This window comes from Actinospongiicola halichondriae (assembly GCF_049103745.1).
GTDB lineage: Bacteria > Actinomycetota > Acidimicrobiia > Acidimicrobiales > Salinilacustritrichaceae > Salinilacustrithrix > Salinilacustrithrix halichondriae.
In genome coordinates this window covers 2,334,111-2,347,372 of sequence record NZ_CP171622.1, presented here as the reverse complement: position 1 = coordinate 2,347,372, position 13,262 = coordinate 2,334,111, and the positions used below count along the sequence as shown (strand labels likewise).

At 68.7% G+C, this 13,262-nt stretch carries 13 protein-coding genes; 10 read left to right on the top strand and 3 right to left on the bottom strand.

Going from position 1 to position 13,262, the window contains the following annotated elements; genetic code table 11:
- The first annotated feature begins 7 nt into the window (after positions 1-7).
- Positions 8-265 (top strand): mycofactocin biosynthesis chaperone MftB, encoded by a 258-nt coding sequence (mftB, locus tag AB8619_RS11535; protein ID WP_436792781.1) that lies wholly within the window; start codon positions 8-10, stop codon positions 263-265.
- Complete coding sequence (gene mftC / locus AB8619_RS11530; protein ID WP_436792780.1) at positions 262-1,437, top strand: mycofactocin radical SAM maturase; 1,176 nt, start codon at positions 262-264, stop codon at positions 1,435-1,437. The genes mftB and mftC overlap by 4 nt, the downstream gene beginning before the upstream one ends.
- A 167-nt stretch (positions 1,438-1,604) precedes the next feature.
- On the opposite strand, the gene mftD is transcribed toward mftC, so the two are convergent.
- Positions 1,605-2,798, bottom strand: coding sequence for a pre-mycofactocin synthase MftD (gene mftD, locus AB8619_RS11525; protein WP_436792779.1), 1,194 nt, complete (start codon positions 2,796-2,798; stop codon positions 1,605-1,607).
- 71 nt (positions 2,799-2,869) lie between these two features.
- On the opposite strand from mftD, the gene mftE reads away from it, so the two are divergent.
- Positions 2,870-3,583 (top strand): mycofactocin biosynthesis peptidyl-dipeptidase MftE, encoded by a 714-nt coding sequence (gene mftE, locus AB8619_RS11520; protein ID WP_436792778.1) that lies wholly within the window; start codon positions 2,870-2,872, stop codon positions 3,581-3,583.
- Here the strand turns inward: mftE and AB8619_RS11515 are convergent.
- Positions 3,537-5,348: a DNRLRE domain-containing protein gene (locus tag AB8619_RS11515; RefSeq protein ID WP_436792777.1), complete on the bottom strand. Its 1,812-nt coding sequence runs from the start codon at positions 5,346-5,348 to the stop codon at positions 3,537-3,539. The genes mftE and AB8619_RS11515 overlap by 47 nt on opposite strands.
- 281 nt (positions 5,349-5,629) lie before the next feature.
- On the opposite strand from AB8619_RS11515, the gene AB8619_RS11510 reads away from it, so the two are divergent.
- The 3 genes from AB8619_RS11510 (at position 5,630) to AB8619_RS11500 (ending at position 8,661) form a co-directional block, all read left to right on the top strand.
- Positions 5,630-6,775 carry an NDMA-dependent alcohol dehydrogenase gene (locus AB8619_RS11510; protein ID WP_436792776.1) on the top strand — a complete coding sequence of 382 codons (1,146 nt, stop codon included), beginning with the start codon at positions 5,630-5,632 and terminating at the stop codon, positions 6,773-6,775.
- Between the two features lie 9 nt (positions 6,776-6,784).
- The gene (locus AB8619_RS11505; protein WP_436792775.1) at positions 6,785-7,774 is read left to right on the top strand and encodes an AAA family ATPase; all 990 of its coding nucleotides are present in this window, start codon (positions 6,785-6,787) and stop codon (positions 7,772-7,774) included.
- Between the two features lie 152 nt (positions 7,775-7,926).
- Positions 7,927-8,661, top strand: a complete 735-nt coding sequence (locus AB8619_RS11500) for a VWA domain-containing protein (protein WP_436796378.1) — start codon at positions 7,927-7,929, stop codon at positions 8,659-8,661.
- Positions 8,662-8,671: 10 nt separating this feature from the next.
- Here the strand turns inward: AB8619_RS11500 and AB8619_RS11495 are convergent, their stop codons facing one another.
- Positions 8,672-9,493: a cytochrome c oxidase assembly protein gene (locus AB8619_RS11495; protein WP_436792774.1), complete on the bottom strand. Its 822-nt coding sequence runs from the start codon at positions 9,491-9,493 to the stop codon at positions 8,672-8,674.
- Positions 9,494-9,516: 23 nt separating this feature from the next.
- Between AB8619_RS11495 and AB8619_RS11490 the strand changes: the two genes are divergently transcribed.
- From AB8619_RS11490 to qcrB, 4 genes are read left to right on the top strand one after another with little or no spacing between them, the layout of a single operon-like run.
- Positions 9,517-10,116 (top strand): cytochrome c oxidase subunit 3, encoded by a 600-nt coding sequence (locus tag AB8619_RS11490; RefSeq protein ID WP_436792773.1) that lies wholly within the window; start codon positions 9,517-9,519, stop codon positions 10,114-10,116.
- Positions 10,113-10,970: a cytochrome bc1 complex diheme cytochrome c subunit gene (qcrC, locus tag AB8619_RS11485; RefSeq protein ID WP_436792772.1), complete on the top strand. Its 858-nt coding sequence runs from the start codon at positions 10,113-10,115 to the stop codon at positions 10,968-10,970. Before AB8619_RS11490 ends, qcrC begins: the two co-directional genes overlap by 4 nt.
- Positions 10,967-11,872 carry a Rieske 2Fe-2S domain-containing protein gene (locus tag AB8619_RS11480; protein ID WP_436792771.1) on the top strand — a complete coding sequence of 302 codons (906 nt, stop codon included), beginning with the start codon at positions 10,967-10,969 and terminating at the stop codon, positions 11,870-11,872. Before qcrC ends, AB8619_RS11480 begins: the two co-directional genes overlap by 4 nt.
- Position 11,873: 1 nt before the next feature.
- The gene (gene qcrB, locus AB8619_RS11475) at positions 11,874-13,262 is read left to right on the top strand and encodes a cytochrome bc1 complex cytochrome b subunit (protein ID WP_436792770.1); all 1,389 of its coding nucleotides are present in this window, start codon (positions 11,874-11,876) and stop codon (positions 13,260-13,262) included.

Below are 13,262 nucleotides of genomic sequence, written 5' to 3'. Positions count from 1 at the left end.
CATCGACGTGTTCGATCCCTCCGGGGCCTACCGGCTGAGCCCGCGCGTCGGTCTCCGCCCCGAGCCCTTCGGCGCCCTGGCGTACCACTTCGACACCCGGCGCCTCGTCTTCCTCAAGTCGACCGACCTGGTGGATCTGGTCGAGTCGCTCGACGATCACCCGAGCGCGACGTCGGCGATCGACGCGTTCGCCCCCGACCGACGTCAGTCGTTCGAGACCGCACTCGCTTCCCTGTTCGATTCCGGCGTCGTGGAGACCGCATGACTGCACCAACCCTTGGCACCCCGCCGCTCGTCGAGCAGCTCAAGCAGGGGCTCGACGCCCCCATCTGTCTGACGTGGGAGTTGACCTACGCCTGCAACCTGGCGTGCGTGCACTGCCTGTCGAGCTCGGGCCGGCGCGACCCGAAGGAACTGACGACTGCCGAGGCGAAGTCCGTGGTCGACCAGTTGGCCGCGCTCCAGGTGTTCTACGTGAACATGGGCGGCGGCGAACCGATGCTCCGCAAGGACTTCTTCGAGATCGTCGAGTACTCGGTCGCCAACAACGTCGGCGTGAAGTTCTCGACCAACGGCACCTACCTCGATGCCGACGCCGCTCGTCGGCTCGCATCGATGAACTACCTCGACGTCCAGATCAGCCTCGACGGCATGGACGCCGCGACCAACGACGCCGTCCGTGGTGACGGCTCGTGGGCCGCCGCTCGCCGGGCGATGGACCATCTCGCCGCCGCCGACTTCGGTGAGTTCAAGATCTCGATCGTCTGCACCCGCCACAACGTCGACCAACTCGACGAGTACAAAGCCATGGCCGACGACTACGGCGCACAGCTGCGCATCACGCGCCTGCGTCCGTCGGGCCGCGGTGTCGACACCTACCACGACCTCCGGCTGACCAACCCGCAGCAGCGTCAGGTGTACGACTGGATCCTCGGTCACCCCGACGTCCTCACGGGCGACTCGTTCTTCCATCTCAACGCGCTGAACTCCGGCCCTGACGCGACCGGCGAGAGCCTGCCCGGGATGAACATGTGCGGCGCTGGACGCATCGTCTGCCTGATCGACCCGATCGGCGACGTCTACGCCTGCCCGTTCGTCATCCACGACGAGTTCCTGGCCGGCAACATCCGCGACGAGGGCGGCTTCGCCAAGGTCTGGAAGGAGTCGACGCTGTTCACCGAGTTGCGCCAGCCGCAGTCGGCCGGCGCCTGCGCCTCGTGCGGCAGCTTCGATGCATGCCAGGGCGGCTGCATGGCCACCAAGTTCTTCACCGGGCTCCCGCTCGACGGCCCCGACCCCGACTGCGTCTTCGGCCACGCCGACGAGGCGCTCGCTCAGATCGATCTCGGATCCGGCCCGCGGCCCAGCCAGGACCACAGCCGTCCCGGCATCGCCCCGGGCACGACCGTCCCGGTCTCCCTCAGCCGCAAACCCTGAACCATCCATCGGTTCGGACGACCCGCCAAGACCCCCTTCTGGTGAACGGTTGAGACCACCCAGCGTCGTGGTTGTTCACCAGAACGGGGGAGGTCCGGTTCTGGTGAACGGTTGAGACCACCCAGCGTCGCGGCCGTTCACCAGAACGAGCGGGGGGAGGTGGTGGGTCAGCGGTCGCGGAAGGCGATGCTGAAGTCGTCGGGGATGACGATGTCGCTCGGGCTGAGTTCGGACAGCGACGCCTTCGACAGGCCGAGCATGGCCGAGTCGATCCCGCCGCGGAGGACGTCGAGCACGTTCTCCACGCCCGGCTGACCGCCGATGGCGAGCGCCCACAGCGAGGCGCGACCGATCATCACGGCCTTGGCGCCGAGGGCGACGGCCTTGACGACGTCGCTGCCGCGGCGGATGCCGCCGTCCATGACGACCTCGATGTGCTTGCCGACGGCCTCGGCGATGACGGGGAGTGCCCGGATCGACGCCGGCGTCGTGTCGAGGTTGTTGCCGCCGTGGTTCGAGACGCTGATGGCGCTGAAACCGGCGTCGACGGCCTTCTCGGCGTCGGAGACGGCCATGACGCCCTTGAGCATGAACGGCCCCTCCCACTGCTCGCGGAGCCACTTCAGGTCGTCCCACGTCGGCGGGGGCGTGCCCATCCACTGGCCGTAGGCCTCGAAGAAGCCGGGGGCCCGCTCGCCCTCGAGGACCATGTTGGGGACCGACAGGTCGGGGACGCGCATCTCCTTGGCGAAACGGAGCGAGTAGCGCGGGTGGCGGACGAAGCCGGGCACGAACGGGAGCGCGGTCTTGAGACCTTCGACGGTGGTGAGGTCGAGGTTCTCGGGGATCGACGGGCTTCCCCAGTCGCGCCCGTGGGAGAACGACCAGTCCAGGGTGACGATCAGCCCGACCACGCCGGCGCGCTTGGCCCGGTCGATCCGTGTGGCCATCGACTCGCGGGTCCCACACCAGTAGATCTGGAAGAACGTCTGCGGGTTGGCCTCGACGACGGCCTCGACCGGGGTCGATCCGAAGCTCGACAGGCCCATGGCCGTGCCGCGTGCCGCCGACGCACGACCGATGCCGATCTCGGCCTCGGGGTGCACCATCTGCACGCCGGTCGGCGAGATCATCACCGGCATCGAGATGTGCTGGCCCATGACCTCGACCGACTGGTCACGCTCGGTCGGCTTGTCGGCCACGGTGGGCACGAAGCCCAGTTCGGAGAACGCCCCGGTGTTGTCGGCCAGGGTCGTCCCGGCCTCGGAGCCGCCCTTGAGTGCGCCGAAAACGGCGTAGGGAAGGGCCTTCTCGGCCCGTTGCCGGGCCACCTCGACCGTCTCGAACCACTTGTGCGCCATACCTCGACCTCATCACCTGTTTGCGGAGTGGGCAATGGTAGAGCCACGTCGCCTCGTGGGAACATCTGCCGGTGGACCTCACCCGATCTGCGTGGACCGAGATCGCGGCAGCGGCGCCCGCGACCGTGCTCGTCCCGGTGGGGTCCTGCGAACAACACGGCCCTCACCTCCCGTTCGACACCGACACCCGCATCGCGGTCGCCGTGGCCTCCGCTGTCGCCAGGCGCCTCCCCGACGTCCACCTTGCCCCACCGCTGTCCTACGGGTCGTCGGGCGAGCACCAGGCATTCGACGGCACGCTGTCGATCGGCACCGGGGCGCTGACCGCGGTCCTCGTCGAGTTGGGCCGGTCGGCGCTGCCCGCAGACGGTGGCGGCGCGTTCGTCTCCCTCGTGTTCGTGAACGGCCACGGTGGCAACCACGACGCCGTCACTGCCGCCGTCCGCCGGCTGGCAGACGAGGGGCGAGCGGTCTCGTCGTGGTCGCCGGCCATCGAAGGTGGCGACGCCCACGCTGGTCGGTCCGAGACGGCGTTGCTGTTGGCCATCGACCCATCGGTCGTCGGCGACGAACGCCCGACGGGCAACGTCGCTCCGCTGCGCGACATCGTCGCCGAGCTCCGGACCGGGGGAGTGGCGGCCGTGTCACCGAACGGCGTGCTGGGCGACGCGACCGGCGCCGATGCGGAGACCGGACGGCAGATCCTCGACCACCTGGTCGACGACCTGGCCGCCCACGTCACGCGTTCCGGTCGTGCACCATCACGTCGTACGGCGGGAGGGTGAGCACGTCGCCGTCGATGCGAACGGTGAGGGTCTGCGGGCTCTTGTTGACGAGCAGCGTCACCGACCAGTTGGCCAACGCCTCGAGATTGGTCGACGTGGTCGTCGTCTCGTAGATCGAGCGACCGGGGCCGAAGTTGCGCTTGAACGCCTCGTAGACCTCGAACGCCGGCAACGGTTGGCCGCCCCCGGGCACCTGGGTGCTGGTCCAGAGGTTCTGCATGTCGTCGGCGGGATAGACACAGCCAGCTTCGTCGGCGCCGGGCTGGCGCTCTGGCGACCACCGCAGCGACACGGCGGATCCGGCGATGAGTTGGTGGCGCAGCATCGACGCCAGTCCCGCCGCCATGAACTGCGGGTTCGTGTCACAGCGGAAGTAGGTCTCGGTCCACCAGATGGGCAGCGACGTCACCTGCTGGAGGCGCCGGTTGACCTCGGCGAACCACGGCGTCAGCGCCATCAGCTCGTCGCGTGAGTAGGGGTACTCGTCCTTGCGCTGGGCGATCTTGCGGTCCACCGCCAGGAAGTCGGCGCCGCGAGCGTGGTCGAGCCAGTACTGCAGGAAGGTGAGGTTGCGTTCGAGCAGCGGTTCGCGGGTGAAGATCTTGTTGTCGGCGAGCGATCCCGTGCCTTCGATGACCAGGTACGGGCCACCGACGGCGATGCTCGAGTCCACCATCTTCAGGGCGTCGTAGATCTTGTTGTACATCCGCGTGTACTCGACGTAGTCGTAGTTCGCGAGGTCCCGATTCCAGAGACCCTTGGTCTCGTTCCAGACGATGTAGTGCCGGACCTGTGGGTAGCGGATCGCCACCCGACGGGCGAGCTCGGCGAAGTCGTCGTAGTACTCGGGCAGCGGTGCGACCTCCTGGAGACCCCACTCGGTCTCGCCCGGCTGGCCGCCCTTCATCCAGTCGGGTGCTCCCCACATGTTGATGACGGGGATGCCGCCGGTGCGCTCGATCTGGGCGATCTGGTCGTCGAGCGACTCCCAGTCGTAGACGCCGGGCGACGGGTTCGGGTTCCGGGCGCCGTTCCCCATCACGGGCTGGATCTGGAAGACCGCCGACTTCCGCTGCATGTCCTCGCCGCGAGCGATGGCGGCAGGGTCGCCGTCGGGGCGGAGCGTGAAGCGGTTGAGCGTCGTGCCGACGGCCATCGAGCTGGTCATCTGTCGACTCGACCGATCGACCGAGACGGTCACGTCGGTCGGCTCAGGTGCACCGTCGTCGAACTCGAGGACGAGCCGCGGAGGGTTCGTCTGCTCGGAGGATCGGAACCACACGTCGTCGGCCCCGTTGAGCACGAACGACTGAGTGGTCCCGACCACGACGTCGTCGGTGATGTCGATCTCGACCCACGTGTTGCGGAAGATCGGGGTCGACCGGCCCACCAGGCCGTTGGTCGAGCTGCGTCGCCGCCACGTGAGGGTGCTCTCGCTCCAGCTGTTGCCGGCGGCACGGACGTCAACGCCGCCGGGTTCGTTCGAGGTGGCGTACAGGCGGAGCTTCGCCGAGGCGAGCGTGCCCGACCCGGTGGGGACGTCGAAACGCAGGTACGAGACCTCGACCGGTGACGCTGCGGCGTGGAGGGCCGACGACGAGTAGTTGGCGTTCGGGTACCTCGACGACACGCGACCGTCGGCGGTCGCGTAGGCCGTGACCGTCTGCGTGGCGGCCCCGGAGGTCGTCGGTGCGAAGGCGAGCACCGAGGCGACGACGGCCAGCACGAGGGCGATGGAAGCTGCGTGACGACGATGGTTCTGCATGTGGGAAGCGATCTCTCGACGGCGGTGGTCGCCGGATCATTCGCCAGCCCGCACCTTCGTACATGGCCAGAATGCCCGTTCGACAAGCGATCGTCACAGTCGTGGGTCATTGATCCCTTGTGTCCCGATTCTCGTGTCGAACCTGCATAGGGCCATCGACCCATCGACGGGGAGATGACGGGTGTCACATCCGCGCATCGGAGCATGACACGGGTCCTCCGTCGGCCTAGGTTGGCGAAGAACGTTCGTTATCCGATGAAGTAGAAACCGGGGGAACCCAGATGAAGACCCGCGCCGCCATCCTGTGGGAAACGGGAGCCGACTGGAGCGTCGAGGAGATCGACCTCGATCCGCCGCAGAGTGGTGAGGTCCTGGTGAAGCTCGTGGGCTCCGGTCTGTGCCACTCCGACGAGCACATGCGCACCGGCGACATGGTCGTCCCGCAGGAGACCGCCGACCTTCTCGGCCTCAAGCAGTTCCCGATCATCGGTGGCCACGAAGGCGCCGGCGAGGTCGTGGAAGTCGGCCCCGGTGTCACGTCGATCGCCGTCGGCGACCACGTGGTCCTCGGCTTCATCCCGGCCTGTGGCAAGTGCCCGTCGTGTGCCAAGGGCAAGTCGAACCTGTGTGACTTCGGTGCGTTCCTTCTCGCCGGTCGCCAGATCTCCGACTTCACGGCTCGCCACCACAGCTCGAACGGTGAAGACCTGGGCACGATGTGCCTGCTCGGCACGTTCGGCGAGTACACGGTCGTCAACGAGGCATCGTGCATCAAGATCGAGAACGACATCCCGCTCGACAAGGCCGCCCTCGTCGGCTGTGGTGTCACCACCGGTTGGGGCTCGGCGACCTACGCCGCCGACGTCCAGCCCGGTGAGACCGTCGTCGTCGTCGGTGCCGGTGGCATCGGCGTCAACGCGATCCAGGGTGCGGCCATGGCCGGCGCCCGTCACGTGGTCGCGGTCGACCCGGTCGAGTTCAAGCGTGAGCAGGCAATGGTCTTCGGGGCGACGCACACCGCGGCGTCCATCGAGGAGGCCACGGCCCTCGTCGGCGAGATCACCTGGGGCGCCAACGCCGACAAGGCGATCATCACGGTCGGCGTGGGTGACGGCGACCTGATCGCTCCGGTCATGGGCCTCACCGCCAAGGGTGGCCGAGTGGTGCACACCTCGGTGGCACCGATGGAGCGCAACGACGTCCAGTTGAACCTGTTCGACCTGACGCTCCAGCAGAAGCAGCTCGTCGGATCGATCTTCGGTTCGGCCAACCCGCGCTACGACATTCCGCGGCTCCTGCGCATGTACCAGGAGGGCAAGCTCAAGCTCGACGAGCTCATCACCCGTGAGTACGACCTCGCCGACATCAACCAGGGCTACGCCGACATGAACGACGGACACAACGTCCGCGGCTTCGTTCGTTACTAGGAGCGAGCGTTGGCCGACATCGCACACAGCTTCGATCGCGCGCTCGTCGAGAGTGCCGCCATCGAGGTCGTCGGCCGTCGACGCGAACTCGAGCTGGTCACGGCGGCACTCGCCGCGGCCCGCCATGTACTGCTCGAAGGTCCGCCCGGGACCGGCAAATCCACGCTGCTGCGTGCGATCGCCGGCCGGGCGGGTCTCGAGTTGGTGTTCGTCGAGGGCAACGCCGAGCTGACGCCGGCTCGTCTCGCCGGCCACTTCGACCCGGCGAGGATCCTCACCGACGGCTACGCCGAGGACGTCTTCGTCGACGGTCCGCTGGTCCGAGCGTTGCGCGAGGGCGGGCTCCTCTACGTCGAGGAGATCAACCGGGTGCCCGAAGAGACGCTCAACCTGCTCATCACGGTCATGTCCGAGGGGGAGCTGACCGTTCCCCGTCTCGGGCGGATCGTCGCCGCCGACGGGTTCCGCATGGTGGCGGCGATGAACCCCTACGACGCCGTCGGCACCGCCCGCATCAGCGGAGCGGTCTACGACCGGGTCAGCCGCGTGGCGATGGACTACCAGTCCGCCGACGACGAGCTGGCCATCGTGCACGGTGAGACCACCGTCGACGCCCCCGACTTCGTCCGGCGCGCCGTCGACGTGGTCCGGGCGACCCGCGCACATCCCGACATCCGCATCGGGTCGTCGGTCCGAGGCGCGATCGACCTGGTCCTGATCGCCGGCGAGCTGGCTCGCCTGCGCGAGTCGGCCGTGACCGACGACGAGGTCGCGCTCGACGCAGCCCGCATGGCGTTGTCGGGCCGGATCCGCGTGCACGAGAGCTGCCAACGGACCCCCGAGGACATCATCGACGAGCTCTGGATCGCGTGGGCGACCTCGGTCGAGCTCACCGACGAGCAACCCGAGAGCGCGGGAAAAGCACCAGCCTCCTCGGAGGCGACGGCAACGACGACCGAGAGCGCACCCTCGACGAAGCCGCAACCCAGGAGCAGCTGACCGAGGAGTCGCGCAAGACCACCTCGCGTCGCGAGCTGGGGAAGCACGACGACTTCGACCAGGTGTCTCCGGACCTCGGGGTCCTGGACGAGTCGGCGGTGGAGGAGTCGTTGGCCGACCGGCCTGACGAGACGCTGAGCCTGCTCGCCGACATGACCGGCGCCACTGACGAGAAACTCCGCGCCCTCGCCCGGCGCCTGGCCGGTCGGATCGTGCTCGACATCGCCAGAGCCGATGCGGCGCGTCGGCGCGGGATCGGCCGGATGAAGACGATGCCGATGGACGAGACCGGTGGCGACCTCGACCTCGACTCGTCGATCGACGCGCTCCAGTTGGCCTCGGCCTCCGGTGTCGCTCCGTCGACCGACGAACTCTCGGTACGGACCTGGGCCCGACCCGACACGGCGCTCTGCCTGCTGATCGACCGGTCGGGATCCATGAGCGGCGAGCGACTCGCGGCCGCAGCCGTGGCGGCGGCCGCGACGGCCGAGCGAGCGCCCGACGACTACTCGATCCTGGCGTTCGGGGAGAAGGTCATGATCCTCAAGGGACAGGACCAGCGCCGCCCGGTCGACGACGTCGTGGAGGACGTGTTCCGCCTGCGCGGGTTCGGCCCCACCGATCTCGCACTGGCGCTCCGAGTCGCCGCCAGCCAGTTGGCGTCGTCGAACGCCAGCCATCGCCGGGTCATCCTGCTGTCGGACTGCCGCCCGACGCAGGGCACGGCACCCGAGGTCGAAGCCGGCGCGCTCGACGAGATCCACGTCGTCGCTCCAGCCGACGACAGCGTCGATGCCGAGACCTTCGCTCGTGCCGTCGGCGCGAAGTTCGCTCCGCTCGCGGGACCCAGCGGCGTGCCGGCCGCGTTCGCTCGACTCGCCGACTGACCGGCCGCGATCAGCCCGACGACTCCATCTGTCGGTCGTGTCGGCGGCCGGCGCGTTGTTCCGCTCGGAACCAGTCGACGAAGACCACGGCGGCGACGGCGAGGGTGAAGAGTTCCCCTGCTCCCCACAGCAGTCCGGCCGCCCGACGCTGGTCGTCGAGCGACGGATAGGCGTCGAACATGGTCGTCGTCGCCGAGAGCAGGGCGACGCCGACGAACGCATGGAACGGGACCGATGCGAACACGATGAGGAGACGGGCTCCGTGTCCTGGACGTTCGGGCATGGGGTCGACCCCGACCAGGGGCCAGACGAACAAGGCACCGACGAGGACGAGGTGGACGTGGACGAGCAGGTGCACGCCGTCGCTGCGGGCGGCCACGTCGAGCAGTGGCGAGAAGGTGAGGACGACGAGTGACGCGGCGAAGGCCACGAAACCGACGAGCGGATGGGAGATCACCGCGACCAGCGGGTGGCGGAGCCAGCGGCGGACGACGCGTCTCGTCGACGGATGAGCCGACTGCAGCACGAGGGTGACGGGAGCGGCCAGCGCGACCAGCAGCGGCAGCAGCATGCCCAGGAGCACGTGTTGGAGGACGTGTGCCGTCAGGGAGTCGGTGTCGTGGGTCGCAACCCCCGACTGCGTCGCGACCACCGCGGCCGCCAGTGCTCCGACGGCCGCGATCGTGCGCGTGCGAGCCCACCCCGGATGGCGTCGGACGAGCAACAGCCACGTCGCAGCGAGCACCACGATCACCAGCGCGGCGGCGGGGTCGAACGTCCAGTCGCGGACGAGATCGGGGTAGGAGATGTCGATGATCTCCCAGGCTCGCACAGGATCGCGCTAGAACCAGGGCTGTGAGCGATGCCGTCGCCGCCCGGACCACCGACGTTGCGAGCGACGGCGCGGCCGGGGTGCGGGGACCGACGGCGCTCTCCGTCGGCGTGGTGGTCTGGCTCGCGTCCGAGCTCATGTTCTTCGCGGGGTTGTTCGCCGGTTGGTTCTCGCTGCGGTCGGCCAACGACGTGTGGCCTCCGGAGGGCGTCGAGTTGGCCGTCGGACGCACAGCGGCGGCGACGGTCGTCCTGATCGTGTCGAGCCTGACGATGCACGGCGCCGTCGTTGCGGTCGAACATGGCGACCGGGTGCGATCGGTTCGTTGGCTGGCCGTGACGGCGTTGCTCGGCGCGGTGTTCCTCGCGAACCTCGGACTCGAGTACGCCGAACTCGACTTCTCCATCTCGAGCCATGCCTACGGTTCGATCTTCTTCCTGATGACCGGGTTCCACGGGCTGCATCTGCTCGGCGGGATCTTCCTCATGGCCGCCGTGGCCGGGTTGATCAGCGGCCGCACCGAGGCCCCCGCGGCGCCGGCCGTCGAGGTCTGCTCCTACTACTGGCACTTCGTCGACGTCGTCTGGGTCGCCATGTTCGCGACGATCTACCTCCTCGGATGAGTCGCCTGCGCCCCGTGCTCCTCGTGTTGGCACTGACCTGCATCGGCCTGGCGCTGACGGGCCAGGCCGGCGCCGCTGGTGCGGAGAGCGCTCCGTCGACGGGAATCGACGACCCGCTGGTCGCTGCCGGTGAAGACCTGTATCGCGCAGGCTGCGCCAGCTGTCACGGGACCGACGGCGCGGGTGTGCGGATCGTCGAGCCCGCGGACGGCATCGGCGACGAGGCGGTGACCAACGCCGCCGGGATCGGCGAGTTGCGCGGTCCGTCGCTGCGCGAGTCGGGCGCAGCGGGGGCGTATTACTACCTCTCGACCGGTCGGATGCCCCTGGCGAACTCCGACGACCAGCCCCGCCGGAAGGACCCGGCCTACGACGAAGCGGAGATCGATGCGCTGGTGGCGTACGTCGCGTCGCTCGGCGACGGTCCGGCGATCCCCGAGGTCGACATCGACGGGGCTGACGTCGCCGAGGGCGGCGTCCTGTTCCGCGCCAACTGCCAGGCGTGCCACTCCGCCTTCGGCAGCGGCGGCGCGCTCAGCTACGGGCGGGCCGCCCCGAGCCTGCACTCGTCGGACCCCACCGAGGTCGGTGCGGCGATCCGTGTCGGGCCCGGCCAGATGCCGGTGTTCGGCGACGACACCATCACCGACGAGGAACTCGACGACGTCGCCGCCTATGTCGAGGTCCTGCGGACGCCGGACAACCCCGGGGGTCTCCAGATCGGACGCAACGGCCCGGTCCCGGAGGGCTTCGTGATCTGGCTGTTCGGCATCGGCGGACTACTGCTCGTGGTCGTGTGGATCGGTGGTCGTTCGCCGATCTCGGCCCGCACATCCGACGAGGAGGTGTCGTGACCGACGACCACTCGAGCTCCGGCGCGCCTCGGCCCGGCGACGCCAACGAGGGATTCGACGCCGACCGCTCGGAGCGGATCGTGGCCGGTGCCTTCGGCCTCGCCGTCTTCGCTGCCATCGGACTCGGCGTCACGTACTGGCGTGGTGGTCAGACCCAGATCGAGGGCATCCTGCTGGCGACGGCGTTCGCGAGCATCGGGATCGGCATCGTCGTGTGGGCCAAGGCGTTCATGCCCGACGACGAGGTCACCGAGGAGCGGAAGTCGGTCGCGTCCGACGAGGCGGACGTCGCCGCCTTCACCGCGGACTTCGAGGCCGGGACGACCGGGCTCAAGCGGCGCCGGCTGCTCACGACGCTCGCCGGCGCAGCGTTCGCTGCGCTGGGTGGCGCACTGCTCTTCCCGATCCGATCGCTCGGACCGAAGCCGGGCCGCGACCTCAAGGTCACGCCGTATGCGGGGTCGCCCAAGCGGCTCGTGACCGAGCACGGGCAACCCATTCGGCCGGAGGACCTCCCGGTCGACGGAGTCCTCACCGTGTGGCCCGAGGGCCACACCGACGCAGCCGATGCCCCGACGCTGTTGATCCGTACCCGCCCGACCCAGGAGCTCCGCCTCCAGGGCGAGAAGGTCGGCTGGGTCGTCGGCGACGTGATCGCCTACTCGAAGCTCTGCACCCACGTGGGTTGCCCGGTCGGCCTCTACCAGGCCGAGGAGGGGCTGTTGTTGTGCCCGTGCCACCAGTCGACGTTCGACGTCCTGGACGGCGCCCGGCCCGTGTTCGGCCCGGCGGCGCGGCCGCTACCGCAACTTCCTCTCGCTGTCGACGACGACGGATTCCTCATCGCCACCGGCGACTTCGAGGCGCCGGTCGGCCCGGGGTTCTGGGACCGGGGTCGCTGACATGGCCGACACACGACTCGGGCATCGGACCGTCACCCATCGGGTGGCTCGCTGGGTCGATGACCGCCTCGGAACGGCACGGTTCGCTCGCACCGCGCTCAACAAGGTCTTCCCGGACCACTGGTCGTTCCTGCTCGGCGAGTTGGCGCTCTACAGCTTCGTGATCCTCCTGCTCACGGGCACCTACCTGACGTTCTTCTTCGACGCGAGCCAGAACCTGGTGACGTACCAGGGGAGCTACGGCCCACTTCGCGGCGTCGAGATGACCGACGCCTACCGGTCGGCGCTCGACATCAGCTTCGACGTCCGGGCTGGTCTCGTGATGCGTCAGATCCACCACTGGGCCGCGTTGCTCTTCGTGGCGTCGATGGTCGTCCATCTCGGCCGGGTGTTCTTCACCGGTGGGTTCCGTCGGCCTCGGGAGATCAACTGGATCATCGGTATCACGATGCTGATCCTCGGCATCTTCAACGGCTTCGCCGGGTACTCGCTGCTCGACGACCAGCTCTCCGGGACGGGACTGCGGATCGCCTACTCGATCACCCTGTCGATCCCGGTGGCCGGGACCTGGCTGGCGTCCCTGCTCTTCGGCGGCGAGTTCCCGGGCCCCGACATCATCAGCCGGCTCTACGTCATCCACATCCTCCTGCTCCCGGCGGCGATCGCCGTGCTGTTGAGCGCGCACCTGGCGCTCGTCATCCGGCACAAGCACACCCAGTTCCCCGGTCCGGGACGGACCAACGACAACGTGGTCGGCGAGCGGGCGTTCCCCACCTATGCGGCCAAGGCGCTCGGCGTCTTCTTCCTCACCGCGGCATTCCTGGCGTTGCTCGGCGGCGTCGTCGAGATCAACCCGATCTGGGTCTACGGGCCGTTCGAACCGGCGAACGTCAGCGCGGCGAGTCAACCCGACTGGTACATGGGCTGGCTCGACGGCGCTCTGCGCATCTTCCCCAACTGGGAGATCCGCGCGTTCGGTTTCGAGATCCCCAATCCGTTCTTCCCGGCGGTGCTGCTGGCCGGCATCACGTTCGGGCTCCTCTACGCGTGGCCGTTCCTCGAGGCTCGAGTCACCGGCGACCGTGCCGAACACCACCTGGCCGACCGTCCCCGGCAGCGCCCCGTCCGTACCGGTCTCGGGGTGGCCGCCCTCGGGTTCTACATCGTCATGTTCCTCGGCGGTGCGGCCGACATCATCGCCACCACGTTCGGACTGTCGGTCAACGCCGTGTTGTGGACGTTCCGGTTCGCGGCGCTCGGCGTGCCGCCCGTGTTCGGTTTCGTGACCTATCGCCTCTGCGTCGAGTTGAGCCTGCGCGACGGTCTCCCGATTCGCTCCCGCGTCGAGTTCCGCGAGATCACCGGGCGTCTTCGGCGGGGTTCGGGCTGA